This is a genomic window from Streptomyces sp. WAC04114 (assembly GCF_019733245.1).
GTDB lineage: Bacteria > Actinomycetota > Actinomycetes > Streptomycetales > Streptomycetaceae > Streptomyces > Streptomyces massasporeus_A.
In genome coordinates, this window is the sequence record NZ_JAIGQA010000001.1 from 111,550 (window position 1) to 129,013 (window position 17,464).

18 protein-coding genes are annotated in these 17,464 nt (G+C 72.4%); 8 read left to right on the forward strand and 10 right to left on the reverse strand.

Translation table 11 applies throughout. From position 1 onward, the window contains the following. Positions 1-53: 53 nt before the first annotated feature. Complete coding sequence (locus K4G64_RS00500) at positions 54-1,604, reverse strand: IucA/IucC family protein (protein WP_374206335.1); 1,551 nt, start codon at positions 1,602-1,604, stop codon at positions 54-56. A gap of 113 nt (positions 1,605-1,717) precedes the next feature. On the opposite strand from K4G64_RS00500, the gene K4G64_RS00505 reads away from it, so the two are divergent. The 3 genes from K4G64_RS00505 to K4G64_RS00515 are packed head-to-tail and all read left to right on the forward strand — an operon-like array spanning position 1,718 to position 5,313. After that, positions 1,718-3,211: an IucA/IucC family protein gene (locus K4G64_RS00505; RefSeq protein WP_221754012.1), complete on the forward strand. Its 1,494-nt coding sequence runs from the start codon at positions 1,718-1,720 to the stop codon at positions 3,209-3,211. Between the two features lie 45 nt (positions 3,212-3,256). Further along, positions 3,257-4,522, forward strand: coding sequence for a VWA domain-containing protein (locus K4G64_RS00510; RefSeq protein ID WP_221754013.1), 1,266 nt, complete (start codon positions 3,257-3,259; stop codon positions 4,520-4,522). Beyond that, complete coding sequence (locus K4G64_RS00515; protein ID WP_221754014.1) at positions 4,522-5,313, forward strand: hypothetical protein; 792 nt, start codon at positions 4,522-4,524, stop codon at positions 5,311-5,313. Before K4G64_RS00510 ends, K4G64_RS00515 begins: the two co-directional genes overlap by 1 nt. Positions 5,314-5,391: 78 nt before the next feature. Here K4G64_RS00515 and K4G64_RS00520 read toward each other — a convergent pair whose 3' ends face one another. Beyond that, positions 5,392-6,018: a helix-turn-helix domain-containing protein gene (locus tag K4G64_RS00520; RefSeq protein ID WP_221754015.1), complete on the reverse strand. Its 627-nt coding sequence runs from the start codon at positions 6,016-6,018 to the stop codon at positions 5,392-5,394. An 85-nt stretch (positions 6,019-6,103) separates the two neighbouring features. Here K4G64_RS00520 and K4G64_RS00525 point away from each other — a divergent pair, with 85 nt between their 5' ends. From K4G64_RS00525 to K4G64_RS00545, 5 genes are all read left to right on the forward strand, one after another. Then, on the forward strand, positions 6,104-7,312 hold the full coding sequence (locus tag K4G64_RS00525; protein ID WP_221754016.1) for a pyridoxal phosphate-dependent aminotransferase: 1,209 nt from the start codon (positions 6,104-6,106) through the stop codon (positions 7,310-7,312). 140 nt (positions 7,313-7,452) lie between these two features. Continuing rightward, the gene (locus K4G64_RS00530) at positions 7,453-8,016 is read left to right on the forward strand and encodes a DUF2243 domain-containing protein (RefSeq protein ID WP_221754017.1); all 564 of its coding nucleotides are present in this window, start codon (positions 7,453-7,455) and stop codon (positions 8,014-8,016) included. Beyond that, entirely contained in the window at positions 8,016-8,846 is an 831-nt protein-coding gene (locus tag K4G64_RS00535; RefSeq protein ID WP_221754018.1) for a cytochrome c oxidase assembly protein, read from the forward strand. Before K4G64_RS00530 ends, K4G64_RS00535 begins: the two co-directional genes overlap by 1 nt. A 59-nt stretch (positions 8,847-8,905) precedes the next feature. Continuing rightward, a complete protein-coding gene (locus K4G64_RS00540) occupies positions 8,906-9,541 on the forward strand; it encodes a hypothetical protein (RefSeq protein ID WP_221754019.1) in 636 nt (211 codons plus the stop codon). A gap of 79 nt (positions 9,542-9,620) precedes the next feature. Beyond that, complete coding sequence (locus tag K4G64_RS00545) at positions 9,621-10,043, forward strand: thioesterase family protein (protein WP_221754020.1); 423 nt, start codon at positions 9,621-9,623, stop codon at positions 10,041-10,043. Here K4G64_RS00545 and K4G64_RS00550 read toward each other — a convergent pair. The 8 genes from K4G64_RS00550 to K4G64_RS00585 form a co-directional block, all read right to left on the reverse strand. Further along, positions 10,040-11,671, reverse strand: a complete 1,632-nt coding sequence (locus K4G64_RS00550) for a serine/threonine-protein kinase (RefSeq protein WP_221754021.1) — start codon at positions 11,669-11,671, stop codon at positions 10,040-10,042. The genes K4G64_RS00545 and K4G64_RS00550 overlap by 4 nt on opposite strands. A gap of 82 nt (positions 11,672-11,753) precedes the next feature. Then, positions 11,754-13,142 carry a nucleobase:cation symporter-2 family protein gene (locus K4G64_RS00555; RefSeq protein ID WP_221754022.1) on the reverse strand — a complete coding sequence of 463 codons (1,389 nt, stop codon included), beginning with the start codon at positions 13,140-13,142 and terminating at the stop codon, positions 11,754-11,756. Positions 13,143-13,360: 218 nt separating this feature from the next. Then, the gene (locus K4G64_RS00560) at positions 13,361-14,740 is read right to left on the reverse strand and encodes an 8-oxoguanine deaminase (protein ID WP_221754023.1); all 1,380 of its coding nucleotides are present in this window, start codon (positions 14,738-14,740) and stop codon (positions 13,361-13,363) included. 108 nt (positions 14,741-14,848) lie between these two features. Beyond that, positions 14,849-15,772, reverse strand: a complete 924-nt coding sequence (gene pucL, locus K4G64_RS00565) for a factor-independent urate hydroxylase (protein ID WP_221754024.1) — start codon at positions 15,770-15,772, stop codon at positions 14,849-14,851. Between the two features lie 4 nt (positions 15,773-15,776). Next, positions 15,777-16,175, reverse strand: a complete 399-nt coding sequence (gene uraH, locus K4G64_RS00570) for a hydroxyisourate hydrolase (RefSeq protein WP_221754025.1) — start codon at positions 16,173-16,175, stop codon at positions 15,777-15,779. Between the two features lie 15 nt (positions 16,176-16,190). Then, entirely contained in the window at positions 16,191-16,700 is a 510-nt protein-coding gene (gene uraD, locus K4G64_RS00575; protein ID WP_221754026.1) for a 2-oxo-4-hydroxy-4-carboxy-5-ureidoimidazoline decarboxylase, read from the reverse strand. A 123-nt stretch (positions 16,701-16,823) separates the two neighbouring features. Then, positions 16,824-17,192 (reverse strand): helix-turn-helix domain-containing protein, encoded by a 369-nt coding sequence (locus K4G64_RS00580; protein ID WP_189593286.1) that lies wholly within the window; start codon positions 17,190-17,192, stop codon positions 16,824-16,826. Then, positions 17,189-17,440 (reverse strand): thiamine-binding protein, encoded by a 252-nt coding sequence (locus tag K4G64_RS00585; RefSeq protein ID WP_221754027.1) that lies wholly within the window; start codon positions 17,438-17,440, stop codon positions 17,189-17,191. The genes K4G64_RS00580 and K4G64_RS00585 overlap by 4 nt, the downstream gene beginning before the upstream one ends. Between the last annotated feature and the right edge of the window lie 24 nt (positions 17,441-17,464).

Below are 17,464 nucleotides of genomic sequence, written 5' to 3' on the forward strand. Positions count from 1 at the left end.
CCCTCCCTCTCCAGCCGTTGTGATCATCCTTTCACGCGGGGGGCCAAGAGTGGTCAGGTCCCCTCCGCGAGCGGGTTGGGCAGCGGCCGGTAGCGGGCGTCGGCGCCGTCCGCGCCCGTCCAGCGCAGCAGCAGGTTGGTCTTGGCGGGCAGACTCGGTGAGGTGAGCAGGGCGGGGACCTCGGGGAGGTCGTGGCGGGCGAACGCGCGGCGGGCGGCGGGCCAGGGGTCGAAACCGGGGTGCCGTTCGGCGAGGGCGCCGGCGATCTCGACGAGATGGTTGACGACGAGGCAGTACACGAGCCGCTCCCAGCCGGCCTGCCGCGTCACGTCCGGCAGCAGTTTCACGCCCTCGGCGTCCCGGTACAGCGCCTGCACCGGAAGGCCGTCGGCGTCGACGGCGACCAGGGTGTTCTGCAGGTGGGCCTCGATGACGACGCCGTGCTCGGCGAACGCCGTCAGCGCCGGAGGCACGACCTGGGCCAGATAGGCCTCCCACCAGGCGGCGGGGTCGGGGGTCCGGTCGAGCGGGCTGCCGTCGAAGCCCTCGACGAGTCCGGCGGCGAGCAGCGGGGTCGCGCCGGGCAGGAGGTGGTCGCCGAAGCCGTCGCGGACGAGGACGGCGAGGGCCTCGAAGGCGAAGTCCGCGGTGCGGTACCCGCGGTCGCCGAGCCAGGCCGGGGGCCCGTCGAAGGTCGCGAAGGCGGCGCACACGGTGGTGTCCGTGCGGCGCAGGGCGAGCAGGTCGTGGCGCCACAGCCGGCGGATGTCGTTGGTGATGCGCACGTCGAGGCTGAACTTGAGGAAGAGGTCGTGCCCGGGCGCGTAGAGCGTGCGGATCGCGGCCGTGGGCCAGGTGTCGAAGGCGGTCGTGCCGAGCCGGATCAGCCTGCCGTCCGCGAGGGCTGCGGCGAGTTCGGGAGCGGCCAGGTCGAGCTGCCAGGGGTGGGCCGGGAGCAGGCGGTAGCCGGGCGGGGCCGTGCCGAGGGCGTCGAGGGCGGAGGTGTCGCCCTCCTCGACGACGGTGTCCTCGCGGAGCCCGAGCAGGGCCATCGGGAAACGGGCGTACGCCTCGGGCGCGTACGGCAGCCAGGCGGCGGCCGGCCCACCGCCGCGCGCCTTGGGGGCCGGGTGGTGGGTGTGGCCGGTGAGGAGGGACTGCTCGGAGCGCCGGTAGAGGTCCTCCGGCGGGGCGGCCCGGGTGCGGGCGGCGAGCAGGGCGGCCACGGCCTCCCGGCTGTCGAGCATCTCGGCGGGCAGTTCGTGGTTGGACGACCCGGTGTGCCGGCGCAGTTCCTCGGCGACGAGTTTGACCAGCTCGGCGTGGCCGACGCGGTGCCAGGCACCCGCCACACGGATGTGCGGTTCGGCGGGCCGCCGGGTGCCGCGCACCCGCAGCAGGCGGTCCCCGCCGGGCAGCCGGTATACGTGGTGTTCGCCCTCCTGACGGACCGGACGGGCCACCTCCCGCAGCAGGCAGTTCAGCAGGGGCACGGCAGCGTACGCGTCGGCGAGAGCGCCGACGGACGGGCCGTCGCCGCAGGCGGAGTCGCCGGGGGCCGAGTCGTCGTCGGCGGGCGGGGGCATGAGGTCCACGCGTTCCACTCGTCCCTACGGTCCTTCCAGCGTTCCGGGCGGAGATGATCAGTATGTGGGTCGTCGCCACTGCGCTGTGACATCCCTGTTCGTACCCGCATTCGTACCCGAGGAGCCCGCCCGTGCACCGTTCCCCCACCGCCGAGACCGAGGTCGCCGACGAGCTGTCCGTCGTGCGGCCCGGTCTGCCGGCGCGGTACGAGGCCGAACTGCCCGGTGCCCGGGCGGCCGTGCTGTCCCGGCTGTGGCGCGGTCTCGCCCACGATCCGCTGCCCTGGGTCGTCCGCCGCGAGCAGGGCGGGGACGGGTTGACGCTGTCCCTGCGGGACGGCCGCCGGCTGCACGGCCCCCGGCCGGATCCGTACGCGACCGGCGCGTACGTCACGGTCGTACGGCTGGACGAGAGGGCCTACGAGGATCCGGCGCGGCTGATGACGGACCTCGCCGTACCGCACTCCGCCTCCTTCGCCGCCGAACTCGGGCACAGCGTGGCCTCGTTGGCGCTGTCGCGGGCGGGGCAGGAGGGTGGCCGGAGCGACTGGCCGGAGCACGACTGGGAGTGGGAGCAGCGGATCGTCGACGGGCATCCGTTCCATCCGACGTGCCGTTCCCGGCCGGGCTTCTCGGTGGCCGAGCAGCTCGCCTACGGGCCCGAGCACCGGCCGGTCGTGGAGCTGGGGCTGGTTCCGGTGCGGGCGGAGGAGTGCCTGGTGACGGGCGGGTGGCCGGACGAGCTGCGGGACGGGGGGCGGGTGGTGCTGCCGGTGCACCCGTGGCAGGCGGCGCATGTGCTGAAGCGGACACACGAGGAGCGCAGCCCCGCGCATCCGCTGATGTCCCTGCGGACGCTGGCGCTGCCCGGCGGGCCGCATGTGAAGACCGCGCTGAGCGCCCGGCTGACGTCGTCGGTGCGGGACATCTCCCTGCCCTCGATCGCCGCGTCGGCGGTGCTGTCGGACTTCGCCGGGACGCCCGCGGCGCGCACGGACGGCCTGCTGCACGTCACCCGCACCCTCGGGGCGGCGGCGGCCGGTTCGCCCGACTTCGCGGCCGTCCTGCGGGAATCGCCCGAGACATACGCGGGCGGCGGCGAACGGGTCCTGCCGGTGGCGGCGCTCGCCACCACCGCCCTGCCCGACTCCCCCGCCTGGATGGCGGGTTTCACCCGGCTCGCCCTCACCGTCGGGCTGCGGCTGCTGGAGCTGGGCGTGGCGCTGGAGGCGCACGGCCAGAACCTGCTGGTGGTCCTCTCGGCGACGGGCGAGCCGCTGCGGCTGGTCTACCGCGACCTGGCCGACATCCGCATCAGCCCGGCCCGCCTCGCCCGGCACGGCATCACGGTGCCCGAGCTGCCCGCCCGCATGGTCACCGACGACGAACGCGCGCTGCGCCGCAAGCTGTTCGGCTCGCTCGTGGCGGGCGCGCTGGCCGGCACGGCCGGCTCGGGCCCGGCTCTGGCCGCGGCACTGGAGACGGCCGTACGGGACCTGCCGCGCACCCCCGACCTCGCGGCGCTGCGCGCCGACCCCCTGCCCACGAAGGCGCTGACGCTGATGCGGCTCTCGCCGCGGACGCCCGGGGACCAGTGGGCCGAACTGCCCAACCCACTGCGGTGAACCGGCGTTTTGGAGCCGGAGCGGGGGGATCACTAGGATCCGGCGATGATCATAAGAACACGGCTGGCGACAGGGGTCTGTGCCCTGCTCGCCGCGCTGACGGCCGGGCTCGCCTTCCCGGCCGGGGCGGCCGCCGGTGAACCCACGGGCCAGGACGCCCCCAAGGTCGATCTCGTCCTCGATGTGAGCGGCTCGATGCGGGCGCGGGACATCGACGGCCAGTCGCGCATGGCCGCCGCCAAGCAGGCGTTCAACGAGGTGCTCGACGCGACGCCGGAGGAGGTCGAACTCGGCATTCGCACCCTCGGCGCCGACTACCCGGGGGACGACCGGAAGACGGGCTGCAAGGACACCGCCCAGCTCTACCCGGTCGGCCCGCTCGACCGCACCGAGGCCAAAACGGCCGTCGCCACCCTCACCCCGACGGGCTGGACGCCGATCGGCCCGGCCCTGCTGAAGGCGGCCGGCGACCTGGACGGCGGTGACGGCTCCAAGCGCATCGTGCTGATCAGCGACGGCGAGGACACCTGCGCCCCGCTCGACCCGTGCGAGGTGGCCCGTGAGATCGCGGCCAAGGGCATCGGCCTGACCATCGACACCCTCGGCCTGGTCCCGACCGCCAAGCTGAGCCGGCAGCTGAGCTGCATCGCCGAGGCCACCGGCGGCACCTACACCTCGGTCGAGCACCAGGACGAACTCACCGACCGGGTGAACCAGTTGGTGGACCGGGCGGCCGATCCGGTGGTGACGCCGGTGCCTGCGGAGGGTGCCGACCGGTGCGCCGGGGCTCCGACGCTGAAGTCGGGCCTGTACACCGACCGCGAGGAGTTCGGGCAGCAGCGCTTCTACCGGGTGGACGTGCGGCCGGGGCAGGAGCTGCGCGCCTCGGTGAGCGTCGCGGCGGACCGGGCCGTGAACCCCGGCTACGGCGTGCTGGTGCGGGCCGTGACGTCCAAGGGCCGCGAGATCGTGCGCGGCGAGGCGGCGGGCAACGGCCGCACCGACGTGATCTCGACGGGGCTGCGCTACCCGAAGGCAGAGAGCGACGACGAGGACGCTCCCGCGGAGGCGGTCTGCCTCGCCGTCTCGCACTCCTTCTCCGCGGCCGCCGGCGTGAAGGCCACACCTGGTCTGCCGCTGGAGCTGACGGTGGACGTCGTGGACGCCCCGAGCGAGGCGGGCGACGTGGCATCCTTCGGCCTCGGCCGCGGCTGGTGGCTGCTCGGCGTGCTGATCCTCACCGGCTTCCTCGCCGGTCTCGTCTGGGGCTGGCTGTCGCGCTGGCGGGTCGCGGTCTGGAGGACCAACTGATGCGAGTGGCACGAGCGTTGAGCGCGGCGTTGCTGACCCTCGGCCTGGCGGCCGCCCCGGCGGCGGCCGACGCCTCACCGAGTCCGTCGCCGGACGACACCTCGGCCCCCACACAGGCCGGCACGTCGTTCCGCACGGCCACGGAGATCGAGCAGGGGCAGCGGGCCACGGCGAGCGGCTCCACGGGTGACTACCTGTACTGGTCGTTCCCCGCCGACACCGGGCAGCGGCCCACGGTCGAGGCGACCGTGAAGCTGCCGGAGACCCACGCCCGGCAGACCTGGCAGATCGACGTCTACGACGGTCTGCGCCGCCGCCAGGCGTGCCGGTACGGGGCGCAGACACGCACCGCCGCGGCGGGCACGTCCTCCGTCGAACTGACCTGCGTGCTCCGCACGGTCCGCGCCTGGTCGGAGCCGTGGGCCAACGACCCGCTGCCGGGCACCTACTACGTCCGGCTGACCGCCACCGGCGTCGCCACCGCCGACCTCGGCCTCCCGGTCGGCAGCGAGGTACGGGTGGACTCCAAGGACATCGGCGGATCCGCCGCGGTGGACGGCACGCTGGCCGAGCCGCTGGTGCCGGGCGTCGCCACGAAGTCCGAGGAGGAGCACGAGGACGCCGCGGTGCTGGCCGGTCTCGAACCCGAGGACGGCTGGGCGTCCGGCTGGTGGTCGGACCGGTGGGTGTGGACCGCGATCGGCGGGATCCTGGCCGCCCTGGCGGGAGTCGGCGGGTACGCGCTGACGCGCGGGACGGGACGGCCGTCCCGGGTGCCGCCCGCAGCCTGACCGGCCGTCAGCCGACCGGCCCCGGATCGGTTGCCGCCTGATCGACCCTCAGAAGGCCCGCCTCGTGCGGGCCTTCTCTCATTCCTCGCGCAGCGCCTTGGCCAGCGTGCCCTCGCCGCTCACCTCGACCCGGCCCTCCCCCACCGCTCGTGCCAGACTCAGCTCCCCCCGGCCGAGGGCCGTGCAGGTGGCGGTGTCCAGGACCAGCCGGGCATCCGGCTCCCCCGGGGCGGGCCCGTCGCCGTACACGGGCCCGTCCTCGGCGCCGGCGTACAGATGGAACAGGCCTTCCTCCAGGCGGACTTCGACGAGTCCCTCCCCGTCCAGCAGGCGCAGCAGCGGCAGCGCGAACCAGTGGGCCCGGACCGCGTCCGTCGGCCGGCGTTCCCCGAGTTCGGCCTGCCCCCACGCCCCCAGCGCCTGGAGCACAGGCAGCAACTCCCTTCCACGAGGCGTGACTTCGTACACGTACGCCGCGCCGGGGGGTGGCAGCCGGCGCCGGGTCGCGAGGCCGTCGCGCTCCATGTCCTTCAGCCGCGAGGCGAGCACGTCGGTGCTGACGCCGGGCAGGTCCGCGTGCAGGTCGGTGTAGCGCCGGGGACCGGCGAGGAGCTCCCGGACGATCAGCAGGGTCCAGCGGTCACCGACGACGTCGAGCGCACGGGCGGCGGAGCAGTACTGGTCGTAGCTTCGGCGAGGTGGCATGCGACGCAGTCTAGACAAGTTGTTGGACTTTCCAAGCGCGCACTTGGTAAAACCAAGCAACACGATCGGCAGAGGAGAGCGGCGCATGGAGTTCCGGCAGTCGAGCAAACTCAGCGAGGTCTGCTACGAGATCCGCGGCCCGGTGATCGAGCACGCCAACGCGCTGGAGGAGGCGGGCCACAGCGTGCTGCGCCTGAACACCGGCAATCCCGCGCTCTTCGGGTTCGAGGCGCCGGAGGAGATCCTCCAGGACATGATCCGGATGCTGCCGCAGGCGCACGGCTACACCGATTCGCGGGGCATCCTCTCCGCCCGCCGGGCCGTGGCCCAGCGGTACCAGACGCTCGGCCTGGAGGTCGGCGTCGACGACGTCTTCCTCGGCAACGGCGTCTCGGAGCTGGTGTCGATGGCCGTGCAGGCGCTGATCGAGGACGGCGACGAGATCCTCATTCCCGCGCCGGACTTCCCCCTGTGGACGGCGGTGACGACCCTCGCGGGCGGCAAGGCGGTCCACTACCTCTGCGACGAACAGGCCGACTGGTACCCCGACCTCGACGACATGGCGTCGAAGATCACCGACCGCACGAAGGCGGTCGTGATCATCAACCCGAACAACCCCACCGGCGCGGTCTACCCCAAGGAGATCGTCGAGGGCATCCTCGACCTCGCCCGGCGGCACGGTCTCATGGTCTTCGCCGACGAGATCTACGACCAGATCCTCTACGACGACGCCGTCCACCACTCGGCCGCGGCCCTCGCCCCCGATCTGGTGGTCCTCACCTTCTGCGGTCTGTCCAAGACCTACCGCGTGGCGGGCTTCCGCTCCGGCTGGCTGGTGGTCACGGGGCCGCGCCAGCACGCCAAGGACTACCTGGAGGGCCTCACCATGCTGGCCTCCATGCGGCTGTGCGCCAACGCGCCCGCCCAGTACGCCATCCAGGCCGCGCTCGGCGGCCGGCAGTCCATCCGCGAGCTGACCGCGCCGGGCGGCCGGCTGCACGAGCAGCGCACCGTGGCCTGGCAGAAGCTGAACGAGATCCCCGGTGTGACCTGCGTGAAGCCGAAGGGTTCGCTCTACGCCTTCCCGCGCATCGACCCCAAGGTCCACAAGATCCACGACGACGAGAAGTTCGTCCTGGACCTGCTGCTGCGGGAGAAGATCCAGGTCGTCCAGGGCACCGGCTTCAACTGGCCGACCCCGGACCACTTCCGCATCCTGACGCTGCCCCACGCGGAGGACCTGGAGGCGGCGATCGGCCGGATCGGGCGGTTCCTCGGCGGATACCGGCAGTAGGCGCCGAGCGTTTCCCGGACGCCGCGGGGACGGCCGGAAAGGGTCTTTGAGCCGGATGGGGGCCGAGCGCAGGGCGTGAGCGCCGCACAGCAGGGAACGTCGTCCTCGGCCCTTCCCCCAGGCACGAGCGGAGACGAGTGATGGCCACCACGCAAGGTGAAGCCCGGGTCGGCACCCCACGACCGGCGGACCTCCGATTGCCGGGCATCGTGCTCGGAGTCGGGATGGGCGGGTTCGCCGACGGCATCCTGCTGCATCAGTTGCTCCAGTGGCACCACATGCTCTCCAGCACCAACCAGGACCGCATCGGGGTGAAGTACTACAACCCCCACACTGTCTCCGGCCTGGAGATGAACACCCTGTGGGACGGCGTCTTCCACACCGTGTGCTGGCTGGCGGTCCTGCTCGGGCTTTCCGTGTTGTACGCGCGGGTCACCCACGACCGGCGGCGGGTGTGGACCTCCCGGGTGCTGTGGGGCTGGATGCTCGTCGGCTGGGGCCTGTTCAACCTCGTGGAGGGCGTCCTGGACCATCACGTCCTCGGCATCCACCACGTCTACGCCGGAGAGGGCCAGGTGTGGTGGGACATCGGCTTCCTCGCCCTGGGCGCCCTGCTGGTCACCGGAGGCCACCTGCTCCAGCGAAGCGGCCGGTCCATCGACCCCGGTGCGGCCGCCGGCCGGCACGAGGGCCTGCGCGGCTGATGGGCCACCCTCTGCACGGGCACGGGCACGCCGCGGGCGGCGGCACCCCGGACTGGCTGCCGCCGGCGCTGCTGCTGCTCGTCGCCTCCGGCGTCTACCTGCTGCTCGTCCACCGGGCGCGCCGGCGCAATCCGGTCCTCGGCTGGAGCCGGTGGCGGACCGGTTGGTTCCTGGGCGGGGTCCTCCTGCTCGGCGTCGCGCTGCTGCCGCCCGTGGCCCCCTTCGCCCACGAGGACTTCCGCGGGCACATGGTCCAGCACCTCCTCATCGGCATGTACGCGCCGCTCGCACTGGTCCTGGCCGCCCCCGTCACGCTCCTGCTGCGCACCCTGCCCGCGTCCGGGGGCCGGCGTCTGACCGCGGTGCTGCACAGTCCGCCCGCCCGCGTGATCGCCCACCCGGCGGTCGCGCTGGCGCTCTCCACGGGCAGCCTCGCGGTGCTGTACTTCACCCCCCTGTACAACGCGATCACGGCCGACCCGGCGGCGCACTGGCTGCTGCACGCGCACTTCCTGCTCTCCGGATGCCTGTTCGCCCACGCCATCGCCGGCCCCGACCCAGCCCCCGCCCGGCCCGGGGTCAGGGCCCGGCTGGTCTACCTCGGCGTCGCGATCGCGGCGCACGCCGTGATCTCCCAGCTGATGTACGGCGGTTTCTGGGTCGACATCCACGCGCCGATCGACCAGGTGCGGGGCGGCGCCGAGATCATGTACTACGGCGGCGACCTGGCCGAGCTGCTGCTGGCTGCCGCGTTGGTGGCCACCTGGCGGCCCGAGCCCCGGCGCGCGGTGTCAGTGGCGGGTCGTAGCCTTCGAGCAGGTGGGGCCTAGAGCCCCCAGGTGGGGCGTGGCGCCCCCGGGGCCCGTCGCCGGCCGGAGAGGAGCACGCCGTGACCCGACCGCCGACCGCCGCGCAGCGGCGTGTCATCGACGCCGCCGACCCCGTCACCGGGCGGCTTCGGGGCACGGAGTCGCAGCTCACGGCACTGGTGAAACGGGGGCTCGCCTTCCGGCATCCCCGGCCGCCGCACGCTCACTTCCTGACGCCGGAGGGGCACCGGGTGCGGCAGGGCATCACGCGGGCGCCCGAGCCGGACGGGCCCGCTGAGGCGCCCGCCGCGACCGGCGTGTTCGCCGCCCGGGTCGGCGGCGAGGAGGCCGCCGCGGATGCCGGGCCCGCCCGGCGCCGAGAGGTGCACAGCGCCTGGCAGGGGCTGCTGGAGCTGCGCCGGATGACCAACCCGGGCGGGGCCGTGGACCGGCCGTGCGGCTGGGAGCGTGCGCATCTGGTGCGGGCCGCCGCGCTGGCGCTGGAAGCGGCCGGGCACGGTCCGGCGGGGCGGGAGGGCCCGGGCTATCGCGTGCGGGAGACCCCGCAGCCGGAGGCCGTCGCCGTCCACGAGCCGGACGGCGAGGCGCTGCGGGCCTGCGCGGCCACCCTGGAAGAGGCAGGCTGGCAGGTGAGCGAGCACCGCGAACCGCGCGGCGGGGCCCGGTATCTGCTGGCTTCGCCGCGCCGGGCGTGATGAGCATGCCAAGATCGGTGGATCGTTGCGCAGTGCACGTGAGTCCGGTGTGAGAGATCCGGCGCGAGAAGGGAAAACCGTGAGCAAGCCGTTTTCCGTCCCTGTCACCGTCCGTGGGTACGAGACCGACGTCCAGGGGCACCTCAACCAGGCGGTGTACCTGAACTACGCGGAGCACGCCCGCTGGTCGCTGCTCCACGCCGCCGGGATCAGCCAGTCCGCGCTCATCGGCAGCGGCGTGGGTCCGGTCGCCCTGGAGACGACCATCCGCTACAAACGCGAGCTGCTCGCGGGCGACGAGGTCGAGGTGACCTGCGCCTTCGCATGGGACGGCGGCAAGACGTTCCGGATCGAGCAGAACGTCCTGAAGGCCGACGGCACGGTCGCCGCCGAGATCACGGCGGTCGGCGGGATCCTGGACCTGGAGAAGCGCAAGCTGGTCGCCGATCCCGCCGAGGTCTTCAAGAAGCTGGCGACGGACCCGGGCATGTTCGGGCTCTAGGCGGCGTCCCGCCAGATCGTCATGTCCAGTTGCAGGAAGGCGATGTCGGGCAGCGCGGTCGACTTCGTCTGAAGCACGAGCAGGGCGATGTCGCCGTTCTGGTGCTTGACGCAGATCTCGCTGCCGGCTGCTGCCGAAGCCAGGGTCCAGCGGTGGCGGTCGGCGCCGCCGAGCATCAGCCGGCACTCGTCGAGGGTCGCCCCCGCCTTGCCGAAGAGCTGGAGGAAGACACTCGTGTCGCTCTCCACGGCGCAGCCGGCGTTCTTGCAGTCGAAGCGGATGTCCCCCTTGCGGTCGTCGCGCATGAACGGTTTCCGGAAGCTCAGCGAACTCTCCGGGGTCAGCATCAGGAGCGCCTGGGACTCGACCCGCGGTGCCGCGGACTTCGTCGGGGTGGGCAGGGACGCCTCCGGTGTCCGGCCGCCGCTTCCCGACGCCCCGGCACGGCCCTCGGACTCCCGCGTCGACGAAGCCGACCCCGACGACCGCCCGGATTCCTTCGGGCCCGGCGTCGACGGCGCGCCCGCCACCCAGTCGCGGAACCTGTCCCCCGCGTCCTGGACCGTCCACAACAGGCCGCCCACCGCCACCACTCCCGCCGTCACAGCCGCGGCCGTGATCAGTGCGGCACGCCGTCTTCGCTGCCGCCGCTCCCCCGGCACGGTCGGCTGCGGCTGCGGCTGGGTCACGACCAGCGGCTGAGCCAGCACCCGGGTGGGGGTGGGGGCCGGGGACGGGACCGCGACCTCCGGTCCCATGACGTCCCGCCAGACGCCCGGACCTGCGCCCGCGTCGGCGTCCGTGCCCAGCCGCTGCCCGCACCAGTCGACGATCTCGGCCGGGGTGGCCCGCTCCTGAGGGACGGTGGCCAGGCAGCGGGCGAACAGGGGACGGAGCTGCTCGGGCAGCAGCGACAGGTCGGGATCGTCGTGCACGATCCGGTACAGCACGCCGATCGCGGAGCCGTCCCCGTACAGCGGCCGGCCCAGGGCCGCGAACGCAGCCGTCTGACCCAGCGCGAAGACGTCGGTCGCCGCCGTGACCTCGCCCGCGGCCGCCTGCTCGGGAGCCATGAAGTGGGGTGTGCCGACGGTGGCACCGGTGGCGGTGTGCGACGTGCAGTCGGCGGCCAGCGAGATACCGAAGTCGATCACGCGCGGCCCGTCGGCGGCCAGCAGCACGTTGGACGGTTTGAGGTCCCGGTGCACGATGCCGGCGGCGTGAATGGCCTGGAGCGCCTCGGCCACCCCGGCCATCAGCCGCAGCACCAAGGGGACCGGCAGCGGTCCGCGCCGGGCCACGGCGTCGGTCAGGGAGGGGCCGGGCACGTACAGCGTGGCCGACCAGGGCGGCGTGCCGTCCGCGTCGGCGTCGATCAGCTCGGCGGTGTAGGCGCCCCTGACCCGCCGGGCCGCGTCCACCTCCCGGCGGAACCGGCGCCGGAAGGCCGGGTCGTCGGCCAGTTCCGGCCGCACCACCTTGATCGCCACCGGCCGGCCGCCCCGCGTGTGCGACAGGTAGACCCGGCCCATGCCGCCCGCGCCGAGCCGGGCGGCGAGCCGGTATCCGGCCACCATGGGAGGGTCGTCCCCCTGCAGTGGCTGGAACACCTCGGTCGCGTGGTTCATCGGCCCGTCTCCCCCTCGTCCCCTGGTCCCCCGGTCAACAAGGAGTTGACCGGGGCAGAAGCCTAAGCGGAGTCCGGCGGGGTCAGGGCGCGGCCGGGGCCTTCGGCGCGCTCGTGAGTTCCTCGCCCGCCTCCATCGGGTGGGTCACGTCGTGGGCGTCGCGGCCGCCGCGGCCCAGGTGGTTGAAGACCAGGTTGAGCAGTACCGCGGCCACGCAGCCCGTGGAGATGCCCGAGTCCAGGACGATCCGGGCCGTCTCCGGGAAGGCGTGGTAGAACTCCGGCGCCGTGATGGGGATGATGCCGACGGCCAGGGAGACGGCCACGATCAGCACGTTGTTGTCCTTGTCCAGGGCGGCCCGCACGAGGGTCTGGATGCCGCTGGCGGCGACCGAGCCGAACAGGACCACGCCCGCCCCGCCGAGCACCGGGCGCGGTACGACGGCGATCAGCGAGGCGGCCATCGGGCACAGGCCCATCAGCACCAGGAAGCCACCGCCCGCGGCGACGACGTACCGGCTGCGGATCTTCGTCATGGCGACCAGGCCGATGTTCTGCGCGAAGGCGCTGCACATGAAGCCGTTGAAGAGGGGGCTGACCGCGGAGCCGAGGGTGTCGGCGCGCAGGCCGGCCGCGATGGTCCTCTCGTCGGCCGGGCGCTCGACGATCTCACCCAATGCCAGCATGTCGGCGGTCGATTCGGTCATCGACACCACCATCACCACGCACATCGAGATGATCGCGGCGAGCTGGAACTGCGGGGCGCCGAAGTGGAACGGCGTGGGGAAGCCGACGACGGCCGCGTCCGCGACGGGCCCGAAGTCCGTGACGCCGAACGGGATCGCGATGAGCGTGCCGATCACCAGGCCGAGCAGCACGGCGATCTGCTTGACGAAGCCCGTGGTGAAGCGGCGCAGCAGCAGCACGATCAGCAGGGTGATCGCGGCCAGTCCCAGGTTGGTCGCCGAACCGTAGTCGTGCGCCGCCGGGTTCGGTCCCTGCGCCCATCCGAAGGCGACCGGGAGCAGTGATATGCCGATCAGGGTGATGACCGTGCCGGTGACCACGGGCGGGAAGAAGCGGATCGCCTTGCAGAAGACGGGGGCGGCCAGGAAGCCCAGGAGTCCGGCGACGATGACCGCGCCGAAGATGATGGGCAGGGCGTCGGACTTGTCCTCGGTGGAGGCGACGATCGCGGTCATCGGGGCGACACCGGCGAAGGTGACGCCGTTGACGAACGGCAGCCGGGCGCCGATCTTCCAGATGCCGAGGGTCTGCAGGAAGGTGGCGAGGCCCGCGGTGAACAGGCAGGCGCCGGTGAGGAAGGTCAGGTCGGTGGCGTCGAGGCCGATGGCCGCGCCGACGATCAGGGGCGGGGCGACGACGCCCGCGTACATGGCGGCCACATGCTGAAGGCCGGTCGTCGCCATCTTGAGCGCGGGGAGTTTTTCGTCAACGGGGTGGTCGGCCACGGCGGCGTCCCTCCGGTCGGTTACACGGCTGCGCCGAGCGGCGCCCGTGGGTGTCAAGGAGGTGGTGCGGGTGGTCGTGCGGGACCGGCGGACGGTGGTGACCGTCTCCGGGGGCGCACGCGTGGGCGCACGCCCCCGGAGACAGCCGCCGCGGACCCCGCTCGGGTCCACGGCCACCGGCCGGGAGCCGTCCCTCCCGGCCGGAGTCATCCGGGTGTTCAGGCCTCGGCGGCGATCTTCGCCAGGCGCCGGGCCTCGTCCCGCGTGGCGCGGGCGATGGCGTCCTCGTCGGCCGTGAGCAGCCGTCCGTCCTCGACGATCTGCCGGCCGTTCACGAAGGAGGCGGTGACCGGGGCCGCCGCGCCGAAGACCAGGGCGGTCACCGGGTCGGCGATGGAGGCGTGGGCGAGGGTGTCCAGCTTCCACAGCACGAGGTCGGCGAGCTTGCCGGGCTCCAGGGAGCCGGTCTCGGCGGCCCGGCCGAGGACCTGGGCGCCGCCGTACGTGCCGAGGCGCAGGGCCTGGCGGGCGTTCAGGGCGGCTTCCCGGTGGGCGCCGAGGCGGTTGATGAGGAGCGCGTTGCGCAGCTCGGTGTGGAGTTCGCCGGACTCGTTGGAGGCGGTGCCGTCGACGCCGAGGCCGACGGGGACGCCGGCCGCGAGCATGTCGGGGACGCGGGCGATGCCGGCGGCGAGGCGGGCGTTGGAGGAGGGGCAGTGCGCGACGCCGGTGCGCGACCGGGCGAAGGCGGCGATGTCGGAGTCGTTCATGTGGACGCAGTGCGCCATCCACACGTCCTCGCCGAGCCATCCGGTGGACTCGAAGTAGTCGGTCGGGCCCATGCCGAACAGTTCGTGGCAGAACTTCTCCTCCTCCACGGTCTCCGACCCGTGGGTGTGCAGCCGGACGCCGAGGCGGCGGGCCAACTGGGCGCCGTCGCGGAGCAGTTCGGTGGATACGGAGAAGGGTGAGCAGGGCGCGACGGCGACCTGGGTCATGGCGTCGAAGGAGGAGTCGTGGTGCTGCCGGACGGTCTCCTCCGTCGCGGCCAGGGCCCCGTCCAGGGTCTCGACGGCGAAGTCCGGGGGCAGGCCGCCGTCCTTCTCGCTGCGGTCCATGGAGCCGCGGGCGAGGGTGAAGCGGACGCCCATGTCGCGGGCGGCGCCGATGATCGCGCCGGAGAGGTCGCCGGAGCCCTGCGGGAAGACGTAGTGGTGGTCCATGGCGGTGGTGACGCCGCCGCGGGCCATCATCGCGAGCGAGCCCTGGGCCGCCGCGCGGACCATCGGTTCGTCGATGCGCGCCCAGGTGGGGTACAGCGCGACGAGCCAGTCGAAGAGATTGTGGTCCGTGGCCAGGCCCCGGGTGATCCACTGGTAGAAGTGGTGGTGGGTGTTGATCAGGCCGGGGGTCACGAGGTGGCCGGAGGCGTCGATGCGGCGTGCCACGTTCTCCAGGCCCTCGGGGGCTCTGCCCGCGCCGAGCGACTCGATGCGGTTGCCGGCGAGGACGACGTGCCCGGAGGCGTACTCGGTGTCGTGTCCGTCGACGGTCGCGATCGCACAGTTCTCGATGACGATGCGCCGGTCTGCTGCCATGGTTCGTCCTTTGCGCTGTGGTGGAGAGGGCACGGCAGGACCCCGGAAGTTTTGAGTGCCGTGGCCGGGAGAAGGGTTCCCCGGCCACGGGTGCCGAAAGAGGGACCCTCAGAGGTTGGTGAGGTCCACGGGGATCTTCGCCTCGCAGCCGTCCCTGAGGACCGTCGCCTCGATCAGGCCGTAGGGGCGGTCGGCGGCGAAGTACACCTCGTTGTCGTTCTTCAGCCCGAACGGCTCCAGGTCCACCAGGAAGTGGTGCTTGTTCGGGAGGGAGAAGCGGACTTCGTCGATCTCGCTGCGGTTGTTGATGATCCGCGAACCCATCTGGTACAGGGTCTGCTGGAGCGAGAGCGAGTAGGTCTCGGCGAAGGCCTGGAGCATGTGCTTCTTCACCTGCTCGTAGGACTTCTCCCAGTGGGGCATGCGCTGCTCGTCGTCGGTCCAGTTGAACCGCCAGCGGCCGGAGACCTCGGTGGCCAGGATGCGGTCGTAGGCCTCCTTCAGGGTCGTGTACCTGTCCTTGACGTAGCCCCAGAACTCGGAGTTGGTCGAGTTCATCACGACGAGGTCCTTCAGGCCGGAGACGACCTCCCAGCGCTCACCGTCGTAGGTGATCTGGGTGAGCCGCGTCTCCTGGCCCTTGCGGACGAAGGAGTGCTTGACCTCGTCGGCGCCGATGAACTGCGAGTTGGCCTCGGAAGCCTCGATCCGCTCCCAGGCGTACTCCTCGATGCGGATCCGGGCCGTCCTGATCGGCTCCTGCGAGGTCACGAAGTGCCGGGCGAGGTGGATGCCGAACTGTTCGGCGGACTCGATGCCGTGCTCCTTGGCGAACGCGTACACCGTGTTCTTGGTGGTGTCGGTCGGCAGGACGTGGGCGTTCGAGCCGGAGTAGTGGACCTCGTCCATGTCGCCGGAGAGCGCGACCGAGACGTTGAGGTCCTTGATGTGGTGGGTGGCGCCGTCCCGCGTGATCTTTACGACTCGGTTCTCGGCCTTGCCGTACTGGTTCTGTCCCAGGATCGTGGGCATGTAGCTAGCTCCCTCGGTATACGGAGTAGCCGAACGGGTTGAGCAGCAGCGGTACGTGGTAGTGCTCACCGGGCTCTACGGCGAAGGTGATCGCTACCTCTGGAAAGAACGCACCGCTGTCCCGATTCTCGGGGGCGTCCTGCTGCGCATCGGCTTGCTGGTTCGCAGATTTGTCGAAGTACGGCTCGACGGCGAAGTCGAGCCGTACGTGGGTGGTGCCCTCCGGCAGCGCCGGGAGGTCCTTGCACCGGCCGTCCGCGTCGGTGGCGGAGCCGCCGAGTGCCTGCCAGTCCGCCGTGCGCCCGGAGCGGGCGGAGAGCTGGACGGCGACGCCCTCGGCGGGGCGGCCGACGCTGGTGTCCAGGATGTGCGTGGACACGGATGCGGTGGTGCTGGTGCTCATGGTCGGGCGTCCTCTTCAGTCGTCTTCGACGAGGCGGGCGAGCCGGATACGGTTGATCTTCCCCAGTTCGGTGCGGACGATCTCCCGCTCCCGCTCCGGTGTGTTGCCGATCCGTTCCCTGACCGCGTCGCGCATCTGCTCGCCGGTCCGGCCGGTGGCGCAGATCAGGAAGACATGGCCGAACTTCTCCTGGTAGGCGAGGTTCAGCTCCAGCATCTCCGCCCTGAGTGCGTCGGAGGCGCCGGCCATGCCGCGCTGCTCCCGGGCCGAGGTGGGGTCACCGGGCTTGGGGCGGCCGATGGGCGGGTGGCCGGACATCGCCTCGTCGAGGTCCGCTGCCGTCAGCTCCGCCATGGCGGCGTCGCTCGCGGCGTACAGGTCCTCTGCGGTGGCGTAGGGGCGGGTGGCCAGCAGGCGTTTCGCCCACGCCGTGGAGGCGCACGCCTCGTGGAGCGCGGTGTGGGCCGCGTGCTCCTCGAGGGTGTTGAACCGGGCCAGGCCCGGCGGCGTGGAAGTGGAAGTCACGGGAGCCTCCGTGGCCGGATTCGGCCTTCGTGCTGAACGGGCGTGCCGATAGCTAACGCCCTCCCGCGACTGCCCGTCAACAGTTTGTTGAAAATTCGGTGGCGCGAAACCGGACCGCGGCGGTCAGGCCCCCTTCTCGCGGTTGAGGTAGTTGTAGACGGTGAAGCGGCTGACGCCGAGGGCGCTCGCCACGGTCTCCACCCCGTGCCGTACGGAGAAGGCGCCACGCGCCTCGAGTATCCGTACGACCTCCTGCTTGGCCCTGCGGTCCAGATCGGCCAGCGGCATGCCCTTGCGGCGCTCCATGGCGGCCAGGATGTGATCGAGGGAGTCGGCGAGCTGGGGCAGCCGTACGGCCACGGCGTCCCTGCCCTCCCAGGCCAGGACCACGTCGTCGGGACCGGCCTCGTCGGGCGGGATCATCTCGCCGCCCATGGCGTCGACCAGGGGCTTGACGGCCGCGATGAACGGCTCGTCCCCCGCGCCGCTCACGCCTCGCCCTCCTCGACCACGTTGACCTGGAGCGAGACCCGGGTGGCGCCGGCCTCCAGGGCCTTGCGGAGCAGGGAGTCCACGGCGGTGAGCACCGCGTCGGCGCCGCCCTGCGCGGTGTTGCCGAACGGACCCACGTCCACGGCGTCCAGCTCGGCGGCCTCGATGACCTCCCGGGCCACCAGGGCGTGCGCGGGCGCCTCGTCGAGGTCGAAGGGCTCCGTCGTGAACTCCACTTTCAGTCGCACTGTGCCCCCATGCATCTGCTCCGA

Bases quoted from the DNA above. Each gene is read 5' to 3' on its own strand.
- K4G64_RS00525 (WP_221754016.1), top strand. From the start codon at position 6,104: ATGGAGTTCCGGCAGTCGAGCAAACTCAGCGAGGTCTGCTACGAGATC.
- K4G64_RS00520 (WP_221754015.1), bottom strand. From the start codon at position 6,018: ATGCCACCTCGCCGAAGCTACGACCAGTACTGCTCCGCCGCCCGTGCG.
- K4G64_RS00560 (WP_221754023.1), bottom strand. From the start codon at position 14,740: ATGGCAGCAGACCGGCGCATCGTCATCGAGAACTGTGCGATCGCGACC.
- K4G64_RS00515 (WP_221754014.1), top strand. From the start codon at position 4,522: ATGCGAGTGGCACGAGCGTTGAGCGCGGCGTTGCTGACCCTCGGCCTG.
- K4G64_RS00535 (WP_221754018.1), top strand. From the start codon at position 8,016: ATGGGCCACCCTCTGCACGGGCACGGGCACGCCGCGGGCGGCGGCACC.
- uraH (WP_221754025.1), bottom strand. From the start codon at position 16,175: ATGAGCACCAGCACCACCGCATCCGTGTCCACGCACATCCTGGACACC.
- pucL (WP_221754024.1), bottom strand. From the start codon at position 15,772: ATGCCCACGATCCTGGGACAGAACCAGTACGGCAAGGCCGAGAACCGA.
- K4G64_RS00510 (WP_221754013.1), top strand. From the start codon at position 3,257: ATGATCATAAGAACACGGCTGGCGACAGGGGTCTGTGCCCTGCTCGCC.
- K4G64_RS00550 (WP_221754021.1), bottom strand. From the start codon at position 11,671: ATGAACCACGCGACCGAGGTGTTCCAGCCACTGCAGGGGGACGACCCT.
- K4G64_RS00530 (WP_221754017.1), top strand. From the start codon at position 7,453: ATGGCCACCACGCAAGGTGAAGCCCGGGTCGGCACCCCACGACCGGCG.